Origin of the sequence: Stenotrophomonas sp. CFBP 13725 (genome assembly GCF_014841935.1) — a bacterium.
GTDB lineage: Bacteria > Pseudomonadota > Gammaproteobacteria > Xanthomonadales > Xanthomonadaceae > Stenotrophomonas.
In genome coordinates, this window is the sequence record NZ_JACYUV010000001.1 from 119,143 (window position 1) to 141,369 (window position 22,227).

Here is a 22,227-nt window from a genome sequence, read left to right on the forward strand (position 1 = left end):
AGCGGGGCCGGGGGCCGGGGGGCGGCGGTAGAGCCGACGGTAGAGCCGACTTCAGTCGGCTGCTCTTTCCCGCTACCCCGTGACACTGACGCAACGCCCATCATTCCAACTATGCACCGAGCGGCTCGATTGCAACTCCGCCCATGTACGGTGCGTCGTCGTGTGGTCACGCTGGACGTGCTGGTGCGCCATCGCACCCGTCGGGATTGCCGTCCTGGAAAACACTCTCAAACAGCTCTGTTGATTCCCTTGGGAAACGCAGAGCATGCATTGCTCTGCCGGTCATATGGCGGGTGATGCGTGGGGATCCTTTGATCCACCGGTTTTGAGAGTGTGTTCCGGTACGGCAACCCGCATCGCCCGCCGCCTTGCGCATCTGCGCAGGCGGCCTCCATGCATGTGAGGTCCAACGTTGAATACCGCATCTCCCACGACGCAGGAAGCAGAATCCGCCATCGCCGATGAGCTCAACGCCCGGCTGCATGCACATCCTGTGGATGGCGACTGCCTGGTGGCGGCGCTGCTGCTGATGGCAGAGCAGCGCGGAATCAGCGGCGTGGCGCGCAGCTGTGGCATGAGCAACGGCACGTTCCGGCGGCAGTTCCGCAATGCCCGCGGGTTGCCGTTGTCCACCGTGCTGCGCGTGCTGCAGTCGCTAGGCTGGCAACTGCAGGTGCAGGTCCGGTAGCGCCGAGCCATGCTCGGCGGAAGCTGTCCGGGTGCATCAGCAAAGAACCGCCGACCATGGGTCGGCGCTACCAGGGCGCGGACGGCCTGCGGCCGTCACTACCTTTCCGCAGCCGGGAATGTGTCCGGGCGCATCCGCAAACAGCCGCCGACCATGGATCGGCGCCACCGGATTACGCGCGCGACAGCGCCAGCAGGCGTTCGGCGATCTTCTCCAGCGGCAGCTGCTCTTCGGCCGCGCCGAGCTTGAACGCTGCGCCCGGCATGCCCCAGACCACGGACGTGGCTTCGTCCTGCACCAGTGTCGGCGCGCCGGCCCGGCGCAGTTGCAGCAGGCCACGTGCGCCGTCGTCGCCCATGCCGGTCAGGATCACCCCGATCGCATTGGCGCCGGCACTCTGTGCCACCGACTGGAACAGCACGTCCACCGCCGGCTTGTGCCGGTTCACGGGCGGGCCGTCGTCGATGCGGCAGCGCCAGCGGGCACCGTCGCGGATCACCCGCAGGTGCTTGCCGCCCGGCGGCAGGTAGGCGTGGCCCGGCAGTACCGCTTCGCCGTCGGTGGCCTCGCGCACGGCCATGGCCGAGTGGCGGTCCAGCCGTTCGGCGAATGCGGTGCTGAACGTGGCCGGCAGGTGCTGGGTCATCACCACGGCCGGGGCATCGGCGGGCAGGCCTTCCAGCACCACGCGCAGTGCCTCGGTGCCGCCGGCGGAGGCGCCGATGGCGATCAGCCGGTCCGTGGTGCGGAACTGTGACGGCCGCGGTGCGGTGGGCGTGCCCGTGGACGCCAACGTGAGTTTCGGCGCCACCGGTGCACGCACCAATGCGCGTACCCGCGAGCGCGAGGCGGTCTTCACCTTCTCGATGATTTCATCCGCATACCCCTGCAGCCCGCGGGTCACGTCGAGTTTCGGTTTGGACACGAAATCCACTGCGCCCAGCGCCAAGGCCTGCAGCGTGGTGTCCGCGCCGCGTTCGGTCAGCGATGAAATCATCACCACCGGCAGCGGGTGCAGACGCATCAGGTTCTCCAGGAAGGCCAGGCCGTCCATGCGCGGCATTTCCACGTCCAGCGTGATCACGTCCGGCGCCAGCCGCTTGATCTTCTCGCGCGCCAGCAGCGGATCGGCCGCGGTGCCCACCACTTCGATGCCCGGATCGCTGGCCAGGATCTCAGTCAGTATCTGCCGGACCACGGCAGAGTCGTCCACGATCAAGACGCGGCACGGTTGTTCCAGGCTCATTCGAACAGCTCCACACCACCGGTGACCGGTGCCTTGGACAGACGGGCACGCACCGCCGATTCGGTTGCCGCCACTTCGGCCTCGTGCGCATGCGGCAGGCGGTTCACCACGACGCGCCCGCTATCGGCGAAGAACCAGATCTTGCGCGGATGGATGCCGCACAGGTCTTCGGCAATGATCGGGATGTGTTCCGCCTGCAGGTACTGGCGCACGAATTCGGCGTTGCGGGTGCCGACCGGATTGCTGGTGAAGCCTTTCAACACGTTGGCGCCACCGAACACTTTGGCCTCCAGGCGCTTGCGGTTGGCGCCGCGCTTGAGCAGGTCGTTGATCAGCAGTTCCATGGCGTAGCTGCCGTAGCGCGCGGGCGCGCCGTCGCCGACATTGCCTTCCGGCAGCAGGAAGTGGTTCATGCCGCCGATGCGCAGAACCGGGTCGCGCAGGCAGGCGGCCACGCAGGAACCGAGGATGGTGGTCAGTGCGGTGTCATCGTCCACCACCAGGTACTGGGTGGGCAGCAGCTTGGCCGCGGTCACCTTGAAACGGCTGTCGTAGTACCGCATGACATCGTCTTCGCGCAGTGCGGCGGCACTCATACCGGGGCCCCCGGTGCGCGGCGGTACAAGGTGCGGCCGCAGGGCTGGATCAGGTCGGCAGCGTGCAGATAGTTCTCCGAGTGACCGGTGTACAGCATCCCGTCATCGGCCAGATGCTTGACCAGCCGGCCCAGGATGTCGCGCTGGGTGGGCTTGTCGAAGTAGATCATCACGTTGCGGCAGAACAGCGCGGTGAACGGCCCGCCGATGTCGAAACGTGGCGCCAGCAGGTTCAGCGGGCGGTAGTCGATCAGATCGCGCAACGCGGGCACGACGCGGCACTGGCCATCATTGGGGCCCGTCCCGCGCTGGAAGTAGCGGCGGCGCAGGTCGGGCTCCAGCCCGGACACGCGATCGATCGCGTACACGCCGCGTGCTGCGGTGGCCAACACCTGCGTATCCACGTCGGTGGCCACGATGCGTACCGGCGGCTTCAGCGTGCCAAAGGCTTCACAGGCAGTGATGGCGATGGAGTAGGGCTCTTCGCCAGTGGACGCCGCGCAGGACCACAGCAGCAGCGGATTGGCGCTGGTCGCCGTGGCGGCACGTGCCATCAGCTCTTCGCGCAGTTTCTCGAAGTGATGCGGCTCGCGGAAGAAGGCGGTGAGGTTGGTGGTCAATGCGTTGGTGAACGCCTGCCATTCGTCATCGCCGCCGTTTTCCAGCAGGTCCAGGTACTGCTGGAAGCTGCGCAGGCCGAGCGCACGCAGGCGCCGCGACAACCGGCCGTAGACCATGTCGCGCTTGGCGGGGGCCAGCGCGATGCCGGCCCGCTGGTGGATGAGTTCGCAGACACGGCGGAAATCGCGGTCGGCGAAGTCGAACTCGCGGTTGTCACTGCGGATGATCGGGGAGGCGGGCAGGGTCACAGGGTGTGTCCAGAGCGGGGACGGTGGCGCGGGACAAGCCCACGCCGGACGGATCAGAATTCCTGCCAGTTGCCATCGTCAGGGGTCGACAGCGCACGCGGCGTCGCAGGCGCGCGGGCCGGCGGACGGGCGGCCGCGCGGGGTGCGGGGGTTGTCGGGGTGGATGCGCGTTGCGCCGGACGCTCGATGCGCTCGGCAACGGCGCGCACCGCGGCGTTGACCTGGTTGTCCAGACGGAAGATCGCCACGGCATCGGCGAGCTGGGTGGCCTGTTCTTCCATGGCCCGCGCGGCGGCGGTGGCTTCTTCGACCAGCGCGGCATTCTGCTGGGTGGTTTCGTCCATCTGCACCACGGTCTGGTTGACCTGTTCGATGCCGGCGGACTGCTCCTGCGATGCCGCGGAGATCTCGGCCATGATGTCGGTGACGCGCTGCACCGAAGCGACGATCTCGCCCATGGTGGCACCGGCCTTGTTCACCAGTGCCGAGCCGTCGGCCACGTTGGTGACCGAGTCATCGATCAGGCCCTTGATCTCCTTGGCCGCCGCAGCGGAGCGCTGGGCGAGGGTGCGCACTTCGCTGGCGACCACGGCGAAACCGCGGCCTTGTTCACCCGCACGCGCTGCTTCCACCGCAGCGTTCAGCGCCAGGATGTTGGTCTGGAAGGCGATGCCGTCGATGACGGTGATGATCTCGGCGATTTTCTTGGACGAGGTCTGGATGGCTGACATGGTGGTGACCACCTGGCCCACGACGTCGCCACCCTGCGAGGCGACGGACGCCGCACCGATGGCCAGCTGGTTGGCCTGGCGTGCGTGCTCGGCGTTCTGGCGCACGGTGGAGGTCAGTTCCTCCATCGAGGCAGCGGTTTCTTCCAGGTTGGCGGCCTGCTGTTCGGTACGGCGCGACAGATCGCTGTTGCCGCTGGCGATTTCACCGGCGGCCAAGGTGATGCTGCTGGTGGCACCCTGGATCTGGCCGACGATCTGGGTCAGCTGGATCACCGTGGCATTGGCATCGTCGCGCATCCGCGCGAAGACGCCTTGGAACTCGCCGTGCATGCGGGCGGTCAGGTCGCCTTCGGCGATGGCGGACAGCAGGTGCGACAGCTTGCCCAGGTTGTCATCGCTGACGGCGGTCATGGCGTTGAGGTTTTCGACCATGGCACGGAAGTCGTGCTCGAACGAGGCCGCATCGCCGCGCTGGCTGAAATCACCGGCCGCCGCCGCACCAGCCAAGCGCTTGATCTCGGCGTTGATACGGGCGAGGTTGGCCTTTACGGCGTCCACGGTCGTGGTGATCGCCGCCTTCTCACCCGGATAGCGGGCAATATCGGTACGCAGGTCGCCAACGGCGTACTGCTGCACCACGCCCAGCACATCGTGCAGGGTCTGCACGTGGTTGCCGACGAGGGTGTTGGTGTCGCGCACCATCTGCCCGTACTCGCCAGGCACGGTGCTGGCGTCGATACGGTAGGACAGCTCGCCTGATTCGTGGCGGCGGGCCATCTCCCGCTGTCCGCCGATTACCGCGTGCAGCTGATCCTGCATGCGCGACATGCTGTGCAGCAGGCGGCCGGTTTCATCGTGCGGCTGGTCGCCGATGGTGTTGTCCAACTTGCCGGCGGCAATGCCTTCGGCCACCAGGGTCGCCTTGCGCAGCGGGGTGGCGATGCGGCTGCCGATCACCCAGCTCAGCGCCAGCACCAGCAGCACGACGAGGCCGCCGGTCAGGGCCATGATCAGGGTGAAGGTCCATGCCTGCGCCTGCACGTCGTCCATGTAGACGCCACTGGTGACCACCCACTGCCACGGCGCGAACATGTGCGCGTAGGTGACCTTGTCGATGGGCTTCTCGGCGCCGGGCTTGTTGGTCTGGTAATAGGTGTAGCCGCCGCCGATGCGCGCCATGCCCACCTGCAGGTAGTACAGCGGCACTCCGTCGACTGATTTGTAATCCTTCTGCACGCTGCCGACACGTTCGGGCTTGAACGGGTGCATCAGCAGCACGTAGTTCGTGTCCAGCACGTTGTAGTAGTAGGCATCGTTCTGTGCGCGCATGGCGTCGATCGCCTGCAGCGCGGCGGCCTTGGCGGCTTCTTCGGTCAGCTCACCCTTGGCGGACAGACGCTGGTAATGGGTCAGCACGCCCTCGGCAAGCTCGACCTGGACGGCAAGCGATTCCTTGCGTGTCTCGGTCAGGTCCAGGTACTGCATGCGCGCCGCCACGATGGACAGCGCGACGACGCCGATGGCGATCAGCACGGTCAACAGGTTGAGCTTGCGGCGGACCGGAAGGTTGTCGAAGTAGCGATGCCAGCGTTGCTTGAGCGTCATGGAGGAGGCCAGAACAGGGAAGGGGACGCGGTACTGCGTCAACCACGTTATCGGCCGCTGCGGCGGACAATTGAGTGCTTTGGCCGCGCCGCGCCCGGCGGTAACTTCCTGCCGGCATCGCGATGCCTGACGGCGGCCGCGCGGTGCGCTCGCCGAGCGTGGCTCGGCGCTACCCGGGGGTCCTGCGCGGTGGCGGGGTGGGTCGTGCCGCGCCGGGCTCGGCGGTTACGTCCTGCCGGCAACGCGATGCCTGATGGGGGCCGCGCGGTGCGCTCGCCGAGCGTGGCTCGGCGCTACCAACGCTGCCCCGCGCCCAACATTCCCCGCGCGTGCGATCCCCGGTAGAGCCGACTTCAGTCGGCTGCCGTTCGCGTGACGCACGCGGTTCTCACGCCCGCTGGCCGTCCATGCTTTGCCGCTGCGCTCGCCGAGCATGGCTCGGCGCTACCGGGGATCGCGGGCGGCGGGATAAAAAAAGGCCGGGCACATGGCCCGGCCTCATCCGAAGGTGTCGTCGGATCAGAACTCTGCCCAGTCCCCTTCGGCCAGCTCGGCGGCGGGCTGGCGTGTGGTGGGACGACGCACTGTCGGAGCGGCGGAGGCGGCGGCGCGCGGACGGACGGCGGCCGGGGCCTCGTGCTGCACGTCCGACTCATCCAGGGTGAACACCGAAACGGCTTCACTCAGGTGGCCGGCCTGTTCTTCCATGGCCCGCGCGGCGGCGGTGGCTTCTTCCACCAGCGCGGCGTTCTGCTGGGTGGTTTCATCCATCTGCACGACGGTCTGGTTCACCTGTTCGATGCCGGCAGACTGTTCCTGCGAGGCGGCGGAGATCTCGGACATGATGTCGGTCACGCGCTGCACCGAGGCGACGATTTCACTCATGGTGGCACCGGCCTTGTTGACCAGGGCGGAGCCATCGGCGACCTTGCCGACCGAGTCGTCGATCAGGCCCTTGATTTCCTTGGCGGCAGCGGCGGAGCGCTGGGCCAGGGTGCGCACTTCGCTGGCGACCACGGCGAAGCCACGGCCCTGTTCACCGGCACGGGCGGCTTCCACCGCGGCATTCAGCGCCAGGATGTTGGTCTGGAACGCGATGCCGTCGATGACCGAGATGATTTCAGCAATCTTCTTGGAGGAGGTCTGGATGGCCGACATGGTGGTGACCACCTGGCCGACCACTTCGCCGCCCTGCGAGGCGACACCGGCGGCGCCGATGGCGAGCTGGTTGGCCTGGCGTGCGTGCTCGGCGTTCTGACGAACGGTGGAGGTCAGTTCCTCCATCGATGCGGCGGTTTCTTCCAGGTTCGCGGCCTGCTGCTCGGTACGGCGCGACAGATCGCTGTTGCCGCTGGCGATCTCACCGGCGGCCGAGTTGATGGCGCGGCTGGAGTGCTTGATGCGGGTGACGATGCCACTGAGCTGTTCGGCGGTGGCGTTGGCGTCGTCGCGCATCTGGGCGAACACGCCCTGGTAGTCGCCCTGCATGCGGGCGGTCAGGTCGCCGCGTGACAGGGCGGCAAGCAGCTGCGAGATCTGCTCGATGCTGCTGGCATTCGCATTGAGCAGGCCATTGATCTGATTGGCCAGCTGCAGGAAGAAGCCGTCCTTGCCTTCGCTGCCGACACGGCCGGTGAGGTCGCCTGCGGCGGCACGGGCGATGACCTGCGCGACTTCCGCTTCCACGGCAGCTTCCGGGGTCCGGTCGCGCCATTCGGTCACATGGCCGACGGTGTCGCCGTCTTCGTTGCGGATGGTGGTGATGACCTGGGCGAACTGCGCCTGGCCGTACTGCACTTCGCGGCGGGCGACGCCGGTCTTGGCCAGCTCGGCCATCACGGCCGCATCGGCCTGGCCACCGTGTTCCAGCTCGGCAACCGGGCGGCCGACCAGCGGTGCTTCGGGGTCGAAGCCCGGCAGGTCCTTGCGCAGTTCGTCGGCATGCTCGACGAGCGACTGCTGGAGCGCGCTGTTGGCGTACACGATCTGCTGGTTCGCATCGCTGAGGAACACACCGGTAGAGCTGTAATCCAGCGCGGTGCGGATGCGCAGGTTCTCGCTGGCGATGGCTTCGTCGCGTTCGATACGCTCGCGCAGGTCGCGCTGCATGCGCTGCATGGCCTGCATCAGGTCGCCGACTTCATCCGAACGCGAGGTGTCGATGTGGCCGTCCAGCTTGCCGCTGGCGACTTCGTTGGCAACGCTGACCGCGCCGCGGACACTGCCCACCAGGGAGCGGGCAAACAGATACACCAGCACCAGGCCGAGTGCCGCGCCGCCCAGCAGGGCGATCAGCATCAGCATGGACGAGGTAGCGTAGGTCGAGGTGGCCTCGTCGCGCGCAGCGCGGGCAAGGCGGTTGTCTTCGGCGATCAGCGCTTCCAGCGCATCCGACGACTTGCGGTGCAGGGTGCGCGTTTCACCGACGAAGGTATCGATGGCGTCGTCGGGCAGCTGCAGTTCCAGCATCTCGCTGACCGAATCATAGGAGGTCAGGGTCTGGTTCCAGTCCTTGACGAAGGTGTCGAACAGCGCCTTCTGCTGCGCCCCATCGACCAGGCCCGGGTAGGCCTTGATGGAGGTGTCCAGCTGCTTGCGCAGGTCTGCGGCACGCGTGCGTGCTTCGGCCTTGACGTCATCGCTGGCACGGATCAGCTGCTGGTAGGAAGAGTTGCGGTACTCGCCGAGCATGCCACGCATTTCGCCGGCCATGCGGATGCTTTCCATCCGCTTGCCGGCCAGCGTCGTCGTCACGTCGTTGAGCGAGTCCAGGCCACGGTAGGCCACGATGCCCTGAAGCAGCATCACCAGCAGGAGGACACCAAAGGTGGCCATCAGCTTGGGCATCAGTTTGAGGTTGTTGATCCAGGGCATGGGCGTTGCACTCTCCAAAGGCGGACGCGTCCGGACCACCATGGTCCGGGTGCAGCAGCCACGCCGGACGGGCCGGCGTGGCAGGACAGGCCGGTATTACTTGATGTCGGCCAGCTTCAGGCCAGCCGGCGAGCTGACTTCGATTTCAGCACGCGAGGCATCACGCTCGATCTTGCCGATCACGCAGACGGTCTTGCCTTCCAGGGTTTCCAGCGGGAAGCTGAACTTGCCGCGGTTGGCGCCGGCGATGCGCGCGGAGAAGGTGTGGCGCGGGAACGCACCGCCCATGTACAGGAAGGTCGGCGACCCTTCCGAGCCTTCAGCGAAGCGGGCCTTTTCCACCTTGCCGCAGACCATGCCGTCCTTGCCGACCTGGCGGGCTGCCATTTCCGGCGGAATCATGGCCGACTGCGCGGAGGCGGTGAGGGCGGTGGCGGCCAGCAGGGTGGCAGACGCAAAAGCGAGCAGGGACTTCATCGACGGGTACTCCAGTAAGAAGAATGGTGATCGGGTGGCCGGCCTGGCGCGTTCCATCGCGGGCGGTCCTGACTCCCCTATCGGCCGTTGCAGGTGGAACTGAAGGATTTTGTTTTGATCGGTAACGATCAGGCAGCCACTTCTTCCAGCGCAGCGGGCTGACCCATGTCAGCGCTGTCGAGCAGGGTTTCGATGTCCAGCAGGATCAGCATGCGGTCGTCCTGAGTGCCGATGCCCGAGATGAAGCGGGTATCGACGGCGGCGCCGAATTCGGGGGTCGGGCGGATCTGTTCTGCGGCCAGCGGGATCACATCGGACACGCTGTCCACCACGATGCCGACTACGCGGTCTTCCACGTTCAGCACGATCATCACGGTGAAGGCGTCGTAGCGGGCATTTTCCAGGCGCAGCTTCAGGCGCAGGTCGATGACCGGCACGATGGTGCCGCGCAGGTTGATGACGCCCTTGATGTAATCCGGTGCGTCCGGCACGCGGGTCACCGCGTCATAGCCGCGGATTTCCTGCACCTTGAGGATGTCCACGCCGTAGTGCTCGTCGCCGAGGGTGAAGCTGAGGAACTCGCCGCCGGTATCGGCGTGGGCCTGGTTCTTGTCGTTCATCGAGGGTGTCCTGGGTGCCGTGATTCGCGGTCTCAGGCTCGGTATCGGCTGCTGCTGCCACGACTTTAGCGCTGACCTGCAACGGCGGCCCGTAGTGCCGGCCCGTAGGGCCGATCGGTAACGCCGACCGGTAATGCCGACTTCAGTCGGCACCGCCAACAGGACATGCAGCCGGCTGAAGCCGGCTCTACCGGGGTGCCAGCAAGCAGCCGGCTGAAGCCGGCTCTACCGGGGTGCGAGCAAGCAGCCGGCTGAAGCCGGCTCTACCGGGGTGCCAGCAAGCAGCCGGCTGAAGCCGGCTCTACCGGGGTGTCAGTCCGCCGGCTACGATTCGCCGTTCTTGCGGGCGCTGCGCTGGCGGTCGATGCGGAAGATGTAGCGCTGGATGGTGCTGTCGCCGCCGCGCGGCAGGCGGTCGAAGCGCAGGCCGACGCGGTTCACTTCGACGCCGCTGGGCAGCTTCTGCACACGCTCGTTGCAGGCGATCAGGCTGATCTGCAGGTCCGGACCATCCGGCACGGACAGCACGGCGTCGTAGCGCTTCTGCATGCCGAAGACGTTGTACTCGGCGGGCAGGGCCACCGCCAGTCCACCGCCGCTGATATCCAGCACGCGCATCGACAGTGGCTCAGGCCGGCCATCGGCCGCAGGCAGCAGCAGGTGGGGTGAATCCGTGATCGGTGTCTCCAGCCGGTACATCTCGCGACGCTGCAGGTGCACCATCTCGTCCGGCAGGCTGGCGCGGAAGGCGATATGGCGGCCGTTCTGCTCCCGCTGCACGATATCCACGCGGAAGCGCACCAGCACGCGATCCAGCTGGGCGAAGCACAACAGATAGCCGGCGGCCTCGGCGGCGCGGTTCGACGCCTCCTGCGGACTGCCATCGAGCATCAGCTGCGCTTCGTCCTCGTCGATTTCCAGTACGGCGGTGGGGAAGCTCTGGTCGCGTCCACCAATGTGCGCGTTGATCAGCGATCGGTGCTCGATCAGCTGTCGGAGCAGTTGCCGCACCTGCAGCGGATTGCGCACGAGGAAACGCTCATCGGCGCTGTCGTCATGCGCGGTAGGGTGTTCCTGTGCGTCGTCGTGGCTGCCTGCGGACATCGGTTCTGCGTTCGAGAGCGGGAAAAACCGTGACGTGCGGCACGGTGCGTCTTTCAGCATATCGGCAAAGCCGTGCTTTCCTGAAGCCCGCGACGCCGGCGTGTTACGCGGACACGTCCGGTAGCGCCGAGCCACGCTCGGCGAGCGCAGCGGCAAGGAGCTGACGGCCAGCGGCCGTCACTACCCAGCGGCCGTCACGTCCCTCAGGGCGCGTGCCCGGCGAGCTCACGCAGCCGCCGCATCACGGCGGTTTCACCGTCGTCGGCCTGCAGGCGGAAACGTGCCACGGCTTCGGCCAGGCGCGCGGCCTGTTCGCTCATCGCATGGGTGGCCTCGGTGGATGCCTCCACCAGAGCACCGTTCTGCCGGGTGGACGCATCCATGTGGCTGATGCTCTGGTTGACCTGTTCGATGCCCGCGCTCTGCTCCTGCGATGCCGCCGCGATCTCGCCCATGATCTGGTTGACCTGCTGCACCGACTGCATGATCTCGTCCATGGTCGCCCCGGCGCGCTGCACCAGGGTGGTCCCCTCAGTCACCTTGTCCACTGAGTCTTCGATCAGGCCCTTGATCTGCTTGGCGGCGTCTGCCGAACGCTGTGCGAGCACGCGTACTTCCGAGGCCACGACAGCAAAGCCACGGCCTTGCTCACCGGCACGCGCGGCTTCGACCGCGGCGTTCAGCGCCAGGATGTTGGTCTGGAAGGAAATGCCGTCGATGACTGAGATGATTTCAGCAATGCGTCGTGACGCGCGCTCGATGTCGGTCATGGTGGTCACCACATTGCCGACGACCGCGCCACCGGCAGCCGCCACGTCCGCGGCGCCGCTGGCGACGCGGTTGGCGGTATGCGCATGCTCGGCATTCTGCCGCACTGCAGCGGTCAGTTCTTCCATCGTCGCCGCGGTCTCTTCCAGGCTGGCGGCCTGCTGCTCCGTGCGGCTGGCAAGGTGCTCATTGCCCTGCGCGAGACCGGATGCGGTGTGGTTGATGTGGCTCGACGCATCCTTGATGCTGCCGACGATGCCGGTCAGCTGGTCGACGGTGGCATTGGCATCATCGCGGATGCGGGCGAAGACGCCGTGGAAGTCGCCCTCCATGCGCACCGTGAGATCGCCCCGCGACAGCGATGACAGCAGGGCGGATATCTGCTCGATGCTGGTGGCATTCGCGTCCAGCAGGGCATTGAGATGCTGTGCCAGCTGCAGGAAGAAGCCGGTCTTCCCTGCGCAGGCCACCCTGCCACTGAAATCACCGTCGGCCGCCGCCTGCACGATGCGGCCGAGCTCTTCTTCCACCTGCACTTCCACGGTGCGATCAGCCCATTCGACCACGAAGCCCTGGCGCTCTCCCTCGCCATTGATGATGGGGTTGACGATGAGCTGCAGCACGCGCCCGCCCACGCGGATCTGCGCGCGGTAGGTGGTGGTCAGCGTGTCCAGCAGCGTGGCCTGGTGGGCCGGGTTGCGATGGAAGATATCGATGTTGCGGCCGAGCAGGTCGGCTGCGCTGAACTGCGGCAGGTCGCGGCGCAGGTCGGCTTCGGCAGCGGCCAGCATTTTCTGCAGGGGACGGTTGACGAACACGATGTTGCGCTCGCGGTCGGCAATCATCACGTTGGTGGTGACATCCTCCAGGGCGGAGCGGATGCGCAGCGTTTCGCCCAGCACCGCTTGTTCGCGCTCACGACGCTGCAGCAGCTGCGTGCTCGTCTGCACCAAGGCGCTCGCCAGCGAGTCTGCCGGGAACTGGCCTGCATGGATGCCGGTGGGCAGAGGCTGATCGGCCGCCACGCCACGGGCCAGCACGGCCAGCTGGCGTGGGTCATGGCCAAGCAGTACCAACTGGCGACGCATCTGGATCGCCATCACCGACAGCAGCCCGGTCTCCACCACGACGTAGCTGGCATGCAGCACCAGCACGCCGATGCCGCTGCCGGCGCTGAAGACCGGGTAGGGCAGGCCCCGCTGCTGCAGCCAGAAGAATGCAACGTGGTGGATCGCGATCGCCGCCGCCGCAACCACCAACGGCAGCCAGTCGCGGTAATACAGCAGCAGCGCGATCAAGACGATGACCGTGAAGTGGGTTTCAAGCAGTCCGTTGGTCTGGTGGATCAAGGTGGCGGCAAGCACCATCCAGCCCAGCGCCACCGTGCAGCGCGACAGCCGCGTGCCAGGCAGCAGCTGGACCTGTGCGGCGACCACCAGCGCCGTAGGCAGGCTGATCGCCAGGGAAGGCATCCAGATGCCTGCACGCAGGGCCAGGCCCATCGAGACCAGAGCGAGTACGGCGGTGAGGCCGAGGAACAGCCGGTCGGCGTCTGCGCCGAGGACCTGCAGGAAGGGAAGTTTTTCGTGACCGACGAACGACTCGGCGGTGCGGGAGGGTGCGGACATGCGCAATGCTCCTTTTGGCATGGACTGCGGTGTAGACACTCAGCGGCGGTCGTTGAAGGCGACACACAGCGGAGCAGGGGATGTGCTGTTCTGGTGCCAGAGGGCAGGGACGGCCCAGCCGATCCAGCTGGCCAACAGCAGAAGGCCCGCGAGCGCCCTCAGTGGGCGTCGGCGGGCAGTGGCTACCGGTTCGGCAGGTGCGTCCATGGCACTCCTTGCATCGGATGAGTGTGGTTGGATCCCTCCCGCGCGCGAGGGGGATCCAACACCGGGACGCGGCAGGGAGCGCGACCCGGGGTGATCAGAACTCCTGCCAGTCCCCTTCGCCCGCCAGGACGGGCTGGCGGATGACCGGCGCAGGCTTGCGGGCCGTCGTACGGGCTGCCGATGGTTTGGCTTTCGATGGCACCACGGGGGCCGCGGCGGCCGGGGTGCTGGCGGCACCGCCCGCGATACGGAACTGCGATGCCGCATCGGTCAGCTGCATGGCCTGTTCTTCCATCGAGCGTGCGGCGGCAGTGGCTTCTTCCACCAGCGCGGCATTCTGCTGGGTGGTTTCATCCATCTGCACCACGGTCTGGTTGACCTGTTCGATGCCGGCAGACTGCTCCTGCGAGGCGGCGGAAATCTCGGCCATGATGTCGGTCACGCGCTGTACCGAGGCGACGATCTCGCCCATGGTGGCGCCGGCCCGATGCACCAGTGCAGAGCCATCGGCCACCTTGTCGACGGATTCGTCGATCAGGCCCTTGATCTCTTTCGCGGCAGCGGCTGAGCGCTGTGCCAACGTGCGCACTTCGCTGGCCACCACGGCGAAGCCGCGGCCCTGGTCACCGGCGCGGGCCGCTTCGACCGCAGCGTTCAATGCCAGGATGTTGGTCTGGAACGCGATGCCGTCGATCACCGAAATGATCTCGGCGATCTTCTTGGAAGACGCCTCGATCGCGCTCATGGTGCTGACGACCTGACCCACCACTTCGCCGCCCTGCGACGCGACACCGGCGGCGCCGATGGCAAGCTGATTGGCCTGGCGCGCGTGCTCGGCGTTCTGGCGCACGGTGGAGGTCAGTTCCTCCATCGACGCCGCCGTTTCTTCCAGATTGGCGGCCTGCTGTTCGGTACGGCGCGACAGATCGTTGTTGCCCGCCGCGATTTCACTGGCTGCACCGCGGATGCTCTGCGCCGACACCTGGATGCGCGACACGATGCCGGTCAACTGGCTGACCGTGGTGTTGGCATCATCGCGCATCAGCGCGAATACACCGTGGAACTCGCCGTCCATGCGCGCGGTCAGGTCGCCGGCGGCGATCGCCTGCAGCAGCTGCGAGAGCTGCGACAGGTTGCCGTCGGCCACGTGCATCATGGTGTTCAGCTGCTCGATCATGAGCTTGAAGTCATGCTCGAAGCGGGACGCGTCGCCGCGCTGGCTGAAGTCACCAGCCGCCGCCGCGGAGGCCAGCTGCTGGATCTGCGTATTGATGGCCATCAGGCTGGCTTTTGCAGCATCCATCGATTCGTGCAGGATCGCGCGGGTACCGGGCAGGCGTCGTGCATCCGGCGCCAGGTTGCCGGCGGCGTACTGGTTGAGCACGTCGATTGCATCGCGGATGGAATCAAGGTGCTCGAAGATCACGGTGTTGATGCCGTGCGCCAGCTCACCGTACACACCCGGGAAATCTTCCGGGATGCGGTGGTTGATGTCCGGGCCCGCATGCATTTCCACCATCTGCTGGGTCTGGCCGGAGAAACGGCGCAGGGTGGCGGTCATTTCGGCGGTTGCGGTCAGCATGCGGCCGGCTTCGTCGTTGCTGGTGGCCGGCGTGCTGACACTCAGGTCACCGCGTGCAACCGCCTGGATGGCCTGCACGGCTTTGCCCAGTGGCACGGTGATGACGCGCGAGATAGTGACGGCCAGTGCTGCGGCGACCAGCGAGAGCAGCACCATCGCCGCGATGATGGCGACCATGCTGTTGCGGTGAGTGGCATTGGCGCGCGCGATGCCGGCGTCCATGACGGTGCCGCTGTAGGCGCTCAGTGCCTTGAGGTCTTCAAACAGTTTGCGACGCAGGGGGCGCGACTGCTCGTCGGACACCTGCTGGGCCAGCACCGCATCACCGCTTGCGCCTGCCGCACGCAGCTGTACGTTTGCGGCGAAATACGCATCGACGCCTGCCTTGACCTTGTCGAACAGCGCGCGCTCCTGCGCGTCGGCCTTCAGCACGGCATACGCGTCCAGTTCCTCACGCACGACCTTGGCGGTAGCGTCCATGCGGGTGTTGTAGTCGGCAACCTTCTCCGGCTTGTCCAGCATGGTCAGCTGGGCCATTTCGTAGGTGCGGAACTCGCCGAGCTGCGAACGCACCTCGCCCAGATGCTGCACGGAGGGAATGGCGTCGGTGGCCATGCCGCGCAGCTGGGTGTTGGCTTCAGACAGGCGCAGCAGGGCGAACACGCCCAGCACGAGCGTCATCAGGGTGGTCAGGGTGAATCCCACGGCCAGCTTGCGGGCAATGGGGAGATCGCGGAACCACTTCATGGGGGTGCTCCAGGGCAGGACGATGCGCCCGCGGCAGGGCCGTGGGAACTTTTCAGGAAAACGGCCCGCAATGGAGGGGGCATCATCACGCCGTCTACACAGATAGCGGCATCGCCGCGGGGATCTGTAGCGCGATCTGTTCGTCAGCCGCAATGCCCGGTAGCGCCGGAGCCACGCTCGGCGAGCGCGCAGCGCGGCGCGTATCAGGCGTCGTGATCGTGGGCGGAGAAGCCGCCGAGCATGGCTCGGCGCTACCGGAGGTCAGCGCAGGATTTGCGGGTAGCGCCGAGCCATGCTCGGCGAGCGCGCAGCGCGGCCTGTATCAGGCGTCATGATCGCGGGCGGAAAAGCCGCCGAGCGTGGCTCGGCGCTACCGGAGGTCAGCGCAGGATTTGCGGGTAGCGCCGAGCCACGCTCGGCGAGCGCGCAGCGCGGCCTGTATCAGGCGTCATGATTGCGGGCAGAAAAGCCGCCGAGCATGGCTCGGCGCTACCGGAGGTCAGCGCAGGATTTGCGGGTAGCGCCGAGCCACGCTCGGCGAGCGCGCAGCGCGGCCTGTATCAGGCGTCGTGATTGTGGGCAGAAAAGCCGCCGAGCATGGCTCGGCGCTACCGGACGTCAGCGCAGCGCGGCGTGTATCAGGCGTCGTGATCGTGGGCGGAGAAGCCGCCGAGCGTGGCTCGGCGCTACCAGACGTCAGTGCAGCGCGGCTCAGGCCGCCTGCGGCACCCGCAGCGAGCGGACCAGGCCGCCGATGTCGACGATCAGGGCCACGCGGCCATCGCCGAGGATGGTGGCGCCGGACACGCCGCCGATGCGGCGGTAGTTGTTCTCGATGTTCTTCACGACAACCTGCTGCTGGCCGACCAGTTCGTCCACTTCCAGCGCGATCTTCTGGCCATCGCCTTCCACCACCACCACCAGCGACTCATCGCTGTGACGCTGGCCGTAGCCGTAGTACTCGCTCAACGACAGGATGGGCAGGTACTCGCCGCGCACGCGCAGCACGCGGCCTTCGCCGGCCATGGTGCGGATGTCGCTGGCTTGCGGCTGCAATGCTTCCAGTACATAGGCCAGCGGCAGGATCAAGGTTTCGCCCGCCACCGAAACGGTCATGCCGTCGAGGATGGCGAGGGTCAGCGGCAGGCGGATCAGCGTGCGCGTCCCGAAACCGGCGCGGCTTTCGATCTGCACCTCACCGCCCAGCGCCTGGATGTTGCGACGGACCACGTCCATGCCCACACCGCGGCCGGACAGGTCGGTCACGGCATCTGCCGTGGAGAAACCGGGCTGGAAGATCAGGTCCCAGACCTGCGAATCGGTGGGGTTGTCCGGCACGGCAAGGCCGCGCTCGGCCGCCTTCGCCAGGATGCGTTCGCGGTTCAGGCCGTGGCCGTCGTCGCTGACTTCAATGACGATGTGGCCGCCCTGGTGTGATGCCGCCAACGTGATCGTGCCGGTTTCGTCCTTGCCCGCATTGCGGCGGAACTCCGGCATTTCCAAGCCGTGGTCGATGGAGTTGCGCACCAGGTGGACCAGGGGATCGGCGATCTTTTCGATCAGGCCCTTGTCCAGTTCGGTGCCTTCGCCGATCGTCTTCAGGCGCACCTGCTTGCCCAATCGCGTGGAGAGGTCGCGGACCAGACGCGGGAAGCGGCGGAACACCGCATCCACCGGCAGCATGCGCACGCCGATGACCGCTTCCTGCAGGTCACGCGTGTTGCGCTCCAGCAGGTCCAGGCCGGCGAACAGGCGCTCGGCGTGGGCCGGGTCGATGTGGTTGGAGACCTGCTTGAGCATGGCCTGGGTGATGACGAGTTCGCCCACCAGATTGATCAGGGCGTCGACCTTGTCCACGCTCACCCGGATCGAGGTCTCTGCCTCGGCCGGCGGTGCGGCCGGCGCCGCGCCGGGGGTGGCTGCTGCGATCGGTGCAGCGGCCGCCTGCGGGGCGACCTCGACCACCGGATCGAGGGCCAGGCTGGGCGGCACGACCGGACGGATGTCCAGTTCGCAGTCATCGACCACCCAGGCGAAGGTGTCTTCGATCTGGCTGCGCTTGATCTTGCCGATCAGGCCGAGGTCCCATGCCAGGTGCGCTTCGAACGGATCCAACTGCTCGAAGCCGGGCAGGCGTTCCATGCGGGCCTGCACCTGCAGCGGGCCGAGGTGCTCCAGCTCGCGGATGATCCGCAGCGGATCGTTGCCGCTCATGAACATCGACGGCGCCGGCGTAAAGCCGATCTGCCAGGCTTCCGGCTCGGCTTCAACGGCGGCAGCGGGCGCACTCGCGGCGGCGGCGGGCGCCTGCCCGGACAGAATGCCTTCCAGGCGCGCCTTCATCGCGGCGACCACGGCCGGGTCGGCCTGCACGCCGTGTTCGGCTTCGCGCTGCAGGGCGCGCAGCACGTCCACCGATGCCAGCATGGCGTCGACAGCGTTGGCTTCCAGCGCGCGCTTGCCGGCACGCAGCTCGTCCAGCAGCGTTTCCAGCACATGGGTCAGCGCGGCGATGGCATCGAAGCCGAAGGTGCCGGCGCCGCCCTTGATCGAGTGCGCGGCCCGGAACACCGAATTGATGATCTCTGCATCGTGCTGGCCGGATTCCAGGGTCAGCAGTCCAGCTTCCATCGCATCCAGCCCTTCGCGGCTTTCCTCGAAGAAGGTGGCGTGGAATCGTTGCAGGTCCATGCTCATGTCAGGTGTGTTCCAGGGGCGCGGGGGACGGGGGCGGCGAGGGCGATCAGCCCAGGACTTTCTGCACGGTGGCGATCAGCTGTTCGGGATTGAACGGCTTCACCAGCCAGCCGGTCGCACCGGCCGCCTTGCCTTCGGATTTCTTGTCTGCCGCTGACTCGGTGGTCAGCATCAGCATCGGGGTGAACTTGTACTCAGCCAACTGGCGCAGCTCGCGGATCAGCGAGATGCCATCCATGTTGGGCATGTTGACGTCGGTCACCACGGCGTTGAAGCGCTGTCCCTTGGCGCGGTTGAGTGCGACGGCGCCATCCTCGGCTTCTTCGACGGCAAAGCCGGCCGAGGTGAGGGCGAAGGAGACCATCTGGCGCATCGACGCCGAGTCATCCACCACCAAGATACGTGCGCTCATGCCGCGTTCTCCACAGAATTCAGGTTGTCATGGGGTACATCCAGGCCGAGGGCCTGGCTGACGCCGAGCAGTCGCGCGGCGTCGGAAAAGGTTGCGGTGCATCCGCTGAACTGTGTCGGCCGGCCCGCACTGCGGCGGTCGTGCACGAACGCGCACAGCACCTGCACCGCTGCGGTGTGGATGCGGCTGACCCGACTGGCGTCAAGCACCACGGGCGCGGCCTCGGCCAGCAGCGGGGCCAGGCGGTTCTTCAGCTCGGTGCTGCTCTCGATGCCGAGATCTTCACCCAGGTCCACTGTGCTCATTGTTGCTCCGGACAAACGGTTCCAGACTTCATAGCGGCAATTTCCGGGAAAGCTTTAGGGATGGGTTTTTTTGTTTATGGGCAAGGGCGGGAAAAGCAGCCGACTGAAGTCAGCTCTACCAGGCGCACCCACCAAGCGCACCGCCGAGCGCACCATCAGGCGCACCACCAAGCGCACCGCCATCCCCACCGCCACGCGCTCCAGCGGCCGCAGCACCCGGATCACCGGCCGCGTCAGAGGCCGGCTGGCTGCGATCAGTTGAGCAGGCGCGTGGCGTCGAGCAGGATCATCGGCTGGGCGCTTACGCGGGCGACGCCACGGAAGATGTCGTTGCTGATCCGGCAGATACGCGCGGTGTCCGGGGGCTCGATCTGCGAGTCGCTGAGGTTGGTCACATCCTCGACCGCGGTGACCCGCAGGCCCATGATGTCGCCGTTCTCCTCCAGCACCACGATGCGGGTCAGCGCATCTTCGCCCGCCGGTGCGCCACCCAGGTGGATGCCCAGGTCCATCACCGGTACCACCTGCCCACGCAGGTTCATGATGCCCAGTATGGCCGGGGCGGTGCCGCGCAGCGACAGCAACGGCACCGGCAGCACTACCTCCTGCACCTTCAGCAGCTCCAGCGCGTAGGCCTGGCTGCCACAGCGCAGGCGCAGCCAGCGCGAGCTGCGCTCGGCGGCGCGGCGCTGGGGTGAGGACGCATGTCCGTTCTCACGGGCCTGTTCCTGCAGTTCCTGCCACGTGCTGGGCGCGCCGGCTGCGCTCGCCGGCGGCGGCAGGTTGGACGGGCGGTTCGGAATGCGCGGGGGCGCGGGGGCGCGGGCAACCGCGGCGGCGGCGATCGGCGCGGCGGGCGCTGCCAGGATCACCGTGTCTGCCGCGGTCGGGTCGGCAGCGGCGGCGAAGGCGGCTTCCAGCGACGGGCTGTCCGCGTTGGCCAGCACGGCCGCGAGGTCCTCGCCGGTTTCGTAGATCACCTCGTCGGGCAGGTCATCCCAGGTCGGCGGGCGTTCGGGCGGCGTCGCGGCGCTGGCGTGGTTCATCGCGTCCAGGGTGGCATCGAAGGCAGCCTGCAGAGCGGCTTCTTCATCGTCCACGACGGCGGGGGCGCCGGTTTCGTAGACGACCTCATGCGGCAGATCATCCCAAGTGGGCTCGCGCGCGTCGTCCGCGTCACCCGGCACTGCAGGGGCGAGCACCTGCGCAGCGGCAGCCGCAGGCGCGTCGGCCGATGCCACCGCGTCACCCAGCAACTGCTCCAGATAGTCGTCCAGCACCTGTTCGTTGTTCATGCGGCCTGCTCCAGCGCGCGCGCATCGTCGGTCAGGATCCACTCCAGCGCACGCCGATAGGCCGCGAGCCCGCGCCCGGGGTAGTCATCGCCTTCCACCGGCGTCATCAGGGTGGCAGCGCTGCTCATGCGGGTGTCGACCGGAATCGCGTCATCCCAGACCCGCGTGAGGTGGCGGTCCTGCATCTGCCGCAGCGTCTCGTTGCCGGCGCGGGTGCGTCGATCGAACAGGGTAGGCAGGATCGACATCGGCAGCGGACGGCGGCGCGAGCGCTCCACCATCTCGCCGGTGCGGACCATGCCATCCAGACCGTGCAGGGCTAACGGCTCGGCCTGGGTGGGAATGATCAGGCGATCAGCGGCTGCCAGTGCGTTGATCATCAGCAAGCCCAGCGTGGGTGCGCAGTCCAGCAGGATGTAATCGTGACGGCCTTTGTGGCGGGCCAACGCGTTCTGCAGCGACAGGCCCAGGCCCGGCTGGTTGGCGCTGCGCCGTTCCAGCGTGGCCAGTGCGGCCTGCGCGCAGACGTGGTCCAGGCCGGGAATGGCGCTGGGGTGGCTGAGCACGGACAGCTCCACCGGCGGGGTGGCGAACAGATCCAGTACGCCCGCCGGCGGTGGATCCAGCGGAATGCCGAACGAGCGGGTCAGCGATGCATGCGGATCGAGATCGATCAGCAGCACGCGATGGCCCAGTCCGGCCAGTTGGCGTCCGAGGGCGAGGGTGGTGGTGGTCTTGCCGACTCCGCCCTTCTGGTTGGCGATTGCCCAGATGCGCATCGGTCTACTCCTTCATGGCGGGGGTGACGGCGGCGCCGATGGGGCTGCCGGCCGGGGCGGGCGCGCGGGGCGCCTGCGGGAGGGGGGGTAAGGCAATAGGGGCGATCACCGGCGCGTCGGTGTTGCTGGAGGCGTTGAGGCGCTGGCTGATGGGATCCACGCCGTGGCTGGTATCGGCCAGGATGATCACCATCACGCGGCGGTTGCGGTTGCGGCCGTCCGCACTGGTGTTGTCTTCGCGGGGGCGGAACTCGCCGTAGCCGACCATCGCCAACCGGGCGGGCTGCAGCCCCTGATCGGCGAACAGATGCACCACGCTTGCCGCACGGGCCGCCGACAGTTCCCAGTTCGACGGGAACTGGGCCGTGGCGATAGGGATGTTGTCGGTGTGGCCTTCCACGCGCACGCTGTTGGGCACGTCACGCAGCACCTCGGCCAGCTTGGCGAGCGTGTCGCGTGCGTGCACATCGAGCATCGATGCGCCGGTGGGGAACAGGATGTCGCTGTTGATCTCTACTTCGATCCACAGCTCGGTACGGCGCACGGTGATCATGCCGCGGTCGATCAGCGGTGTGAGCGCGGCGGTGAGTCGGTCGGCGATGCCATCCAGCTGTTTTTCGGCCTGCTTCAGCTGCTCCTGGTCGCGGAACGAGATGGGCGAGCGCATCTGCGATGCCATCGAGGGCAGCAGGGTAGGGTCGTTGGCCGGGGCCGGTGCCGAGGGACCGACGCGGCTGCCGGCGTTGATCACCGACGGGGTGTCCCAGCCGCCGCCCTTTACCTGGTGACTGCCTACCTGCACCGGGTTGATGGTGCGTGGCGCAGACCCGAAGGCGCTGCTCAAGGCACTGGCGACCACCCGGTACTTGCCTTCGTTGACCGTGGAGATGGCATACATCACCACGAAGAAGGCAAGCAGCAGCGTCATCAGGTCGGCGTACGGAATCGCCCAGGCCTCATGGTTGGCATGCTCTTCGTGGTGACGGCGGCGGGCCAT

Annotated in this window: 16 protein-coding genes and 1 pseudogene; 1 reads left to right on the plus strand and 16 read right to left on the minus strand. The window is 67.1% G+C overall.

Annotated elements, in window-relative coordinates; translation table 11 throughout:
• Nucleotides 1-412 precede the first annotated feature (412 nt).
• Nucleotides 413-688 (plus strand): hypothetical protein, encoded by a 276-nt coding sequence (locus IFT65_RS00470; protein ID WP_188324146.1) that lies wholly within the window; start codon nt 413-415, stop codon nt 686-688.
• Nucleotides 689-860: 172 nt separating this feature from the next.
• Here IFT65_RS00470 and IFT65_RS00475 read toward each other — a convergent pair whose 3' ends face one another.
• From IFT65_RS00475 to motD, 16 genes and pseudogenes are all read right to left on the minus strand, one after another.
• On the minus strand, nt 861-1,934 hold the full coding sequence (locus tag IFT65_RS00475; RefSeq protein ID WP_192079293.1) for a chemotaxis response regulator protein-glutamate methylesterase: 1,074 nt from the start codon (nt 1,932-1,934) through the stop codon (nt 861-863).
• Complete coding sequence (gene cheD / locus IFT65_RS00480) at nt 1,931-2,530, minus strand: chemoreceptor glutamine deamidase CheD (protein WP_188324143.1); 600 nt, start codon at nt 2,528-2,530, stop codon at nt 1,931-1,933. The genes IFT65_RS00475 and cheD overlap by 4 nt, the downstream gene beginning before the upstream one ends.
• The gene (locus IFT65_RS00485; protein ID WP_188327287.1) at nt 2,527-3,393 is read right to left on the minus strand and encodes a CheR family methyltransferase; all 867 of its coding nucleotides are present in this window, start codon (nt 3,391-3,393) and stop codon (nt 2,527-2,529) included. The genes cheD and IFT65_RS00485 overlap by 4 nt, the downstream gene beginning before the upstream one ends.
• A 59-nt stretch (nt 3,394-3,452) precedes the next feature.
• Nucleotides 3,453-5,735, minus strand: coding sequence for a methyl-accepting chemotaxis protein (locus tag IFT65_RS00490; protein WP_192079295.1), 2,283 nt, complete (start codon nt 5,733-5,735; stop codon nt 3,453-3,455).
• 519 nt (nt 5,736-6,254) lie between these two features.
• Nucleotides 6,255-8,609, minus strand: coding sequence for a methyl-accepting chemotaxis protein (locus IFT65_RS00495; protein WP_192079297.1), 2,355 nt, complete (start codon nt 8,607-8,609; stop codon nt 6,255-6,257).
• A gap of 96 nt (nt 8,610-8,705) precedes the next feature.
• Nucleotides 8,706-9,086 (minus strand): hypothetical protein, encoded by a 381-nt coding sequence (locus tag IFT65_RS00500; RefSeq protein ID WP_188324140.1) that lies wholly within the window; start codon nt 9,084-9,086, stop codon nt 8,706-8,708.
• Between the two features lie 128 nt (nt 9,087-9,214).
• Nucleotides 9,215-9,706, minus strand: coding sequence for a chemotaxis protein CheW (locus IFT65_RS00505; RefSeq protein WP_188324139.1), 492 nt, complete (start codon nt 9,704-9,706; stop codon nt 9,215-9,217).
• Nucleotides 9,707-10,030: 324 nt separating this feature from the next.
• Nucleotides 10,031-10,810 carry a flagellar brake protein gene (locus IFT65_RS00510; RefSeq protein ID WP_192079299.1) on the minus strand — a complete coding sequence of 260 codons (780 nt, stop codon included), beginning with the start codon at nt 10,808-10,810 and terminating at the stop codon, nt 10,031-10,033.
• 203 nt (nt 10,811-11,013) lie between these two features.
• Nucleotides 11,014-13,206, minus strand: a complete 2,193-nt coding sequence (locus IFT65_RS00515) for a methyl-accepting chemotaxis protein (RefSeq protein WP_192079301.1) — start codon at nt 13,204-13,206, stop codon at nt 11,014-11,016.
• A gap of 448 nt (nt 13,207-13,654) precedes the next feature.
• Nucleotides 13,655-15,742 (minus strand): annotated as a pseudogene (locus tag IFT65_RS00520) (methyl-accepting chemotaxis protein); the annotation flags it as partial.
• A gap of 711 nt (nt 15,743-16,453) precedes the next feature.
• Nucleotides 16,454-18,439, minus strand: coding sequence for a chemotaxis protein CheA (locus IFT65_RS00525; RefSeq protein WP_192079305.1), 1,986 nt, complete (start codon nt 18,437-18,439; stop codon nt 16,454-16,456).
• 46 nt (nt 18,440-18,485) lie between these two features.
• Complete coding sequence (locus IFT65_RS00530; protein ID WP_192079307.1) at nt 18,486-18,851, minus strand: response regulator; 366 nt, start codon at nt 18,849-18,851, stop codon at nt 18,486-18,488.
• Nucleotides 18,848-19,156 (minus strand): STAS domain-containing protein, encoded by a 309-nt coding sequence (locus IFT65_RS00535; RefSeq protein ID WP_188324133.1) that lies wholly within the window; start codon nt 19,154-19,156, stop codon nt 18,848-18,850. The genes IFT65_RS00530 and IFT65_RS00535 overlap by 4 nt, the downstream gene beginning before the upstream one ends.
• A gap of 254 nt (nt 19,157-19,410) precedes the next feature.
• Nucleotides 19,411-20,451 (minus strand): chemotaxis protein CheW, encoded by a 1,041-nt coding sequence (locus tag IFT65_RS00540; protein WP_192079309.1) that lies wholly within the window; start codon nt 20,449-20,451, stop codon nt 19,411-19,413.
• On the minus strand, nt 20,448-21,230 hold the full coding sequence (locus IFT65_RS00545; RefSeq protein WP_188324131.1) for a ParA family protein: 783 nt from the start codon (nt 21,228-21,230) through the stop codon (nt 20,448-20,450). The genes IFT65_RS00540 and IFT65_RS00545 overlap by 4 nt, the downstream gene beginning before the upstream one ends.
• A gap of 4 nt (nt 21,231-21,234) precedes the next feature.
• On the minus strand, nt 21,235-22,227 hold the full coding sequence (gene motD / locus IFT65_RS00550) for a flagellar motor protein MotD (RefSeq protein WP_192079311.1): 993 nt from the start codon (nt 22,225-22,227) through the stop codon (nt 21,235-21,237).

What these genes read in the sequence shown, in the direction of transcription:
- IFT65_RS00505 (WP_188324139.1), bottom strand. Translation starts at nt 9,706, where the DNA reads ATGAACGACAAGAACCAGGCCCACGCCGATACCGGCGGCGAGTTCCTC.
- IFT65_RS00490 (WP_192079295.1), bottom strand. Translation starts at nt 5,735, where the DNA reads ATGACGCTCAAGCAACGCTGGCATCGCTACTTCGACAACCTTCCGGTC.
- IFT65_RS00475 (WP_192079293.1), bottom strand. Translation starts at nt 1,934, where the DNA reads ATGAGCCTGGAACAACCGTGCCGCGTCTTGATCGTGGACGACTCTGCC.
- IFT65_RS00495 (WP_192079297.1), bottom strand. Translation starts at nt 8,609, where the DNA reads ATGCCCTGGATCAACAACCTCAAACTGATGCCCAAGCTGATGGCCACC.
- IFT65_RS00530 (WP_192079307.1), bottom strand. Translation starts at nt 18,851, where the DNA reads ATGAGCGCACGTATCTTGGTGGTGGATGACTCGGCGTCGATGCGCCAG.
- IFT65_RS00515 (WP_192079301.1), bottom strand. Translation starts at nt 13,206, where the DNA reads ATGTCCGCACCCTCCCGCACCGCCGAGTCGTTCGTCGGTCACGAAAAA.
- IFT65_RS00525 (WP_192079305.1), bottom strand. Translation starts at nt 18,439, where the DNA reads ATGAGCATGGACCTGCAACGATTCCACGCCACCTTCTTCGAGGAAAGC.
- IFT65_RS00500 (WP_188324140.1), bottom strand. Translation starts at nt 9,086, where the DNA reads ATGAAGTCCCTGCTCGCTTTTGCGTCTGCCACCCTGCTGGCCGCCACC.
- IFT65_RS00535 (WP_188324133.1), bottom strand. Translation starts at nt 19,156, where the DNA reads ATGAGCACAGTGGACCTGGGTGAAGATCTCGGCATCGAGAGCAGCACC.
- IFT65_RS00510 (WP_192079299.1), bottom strand. Translation starts at nt 10,810, where the DNA reads ATGTCCGCAGGCAGCCACGACGACGCACAGGAACACCCTACCGCGCAT.
- cheD (WP_188324143.1), bottom strand. Translation starts at nt 2,530, where the DNA reads ATGAGTGCCGCCGCACTGCGCGAAGACGATGTCATGCGGTACTACGAC.
- motD (WP_192079311.1), bottom strand. Translation starts at nt 22,227, where the DNA reads ATGGCCCGCCGCCGTCACCACGAAGAGCATGCCAACCATGAGGCCTGG.
- IFT65_RS00540 (WP_192079309.1), bottom strand. Translation starts at nt 20,451, where the DNA reads ATGAACAACGAACAGGTGCTGGACGACTATCTGGAGCAGTTGCTGGGT.
- IFT65_RS00545 (WP_188324131.1), bottom strand. Translation starts at nt 21,230, where the DNA reads ATGCGCATCTGGGCAATCGCCAACCAGAAGGGCGGAGTCGGCAAGACC.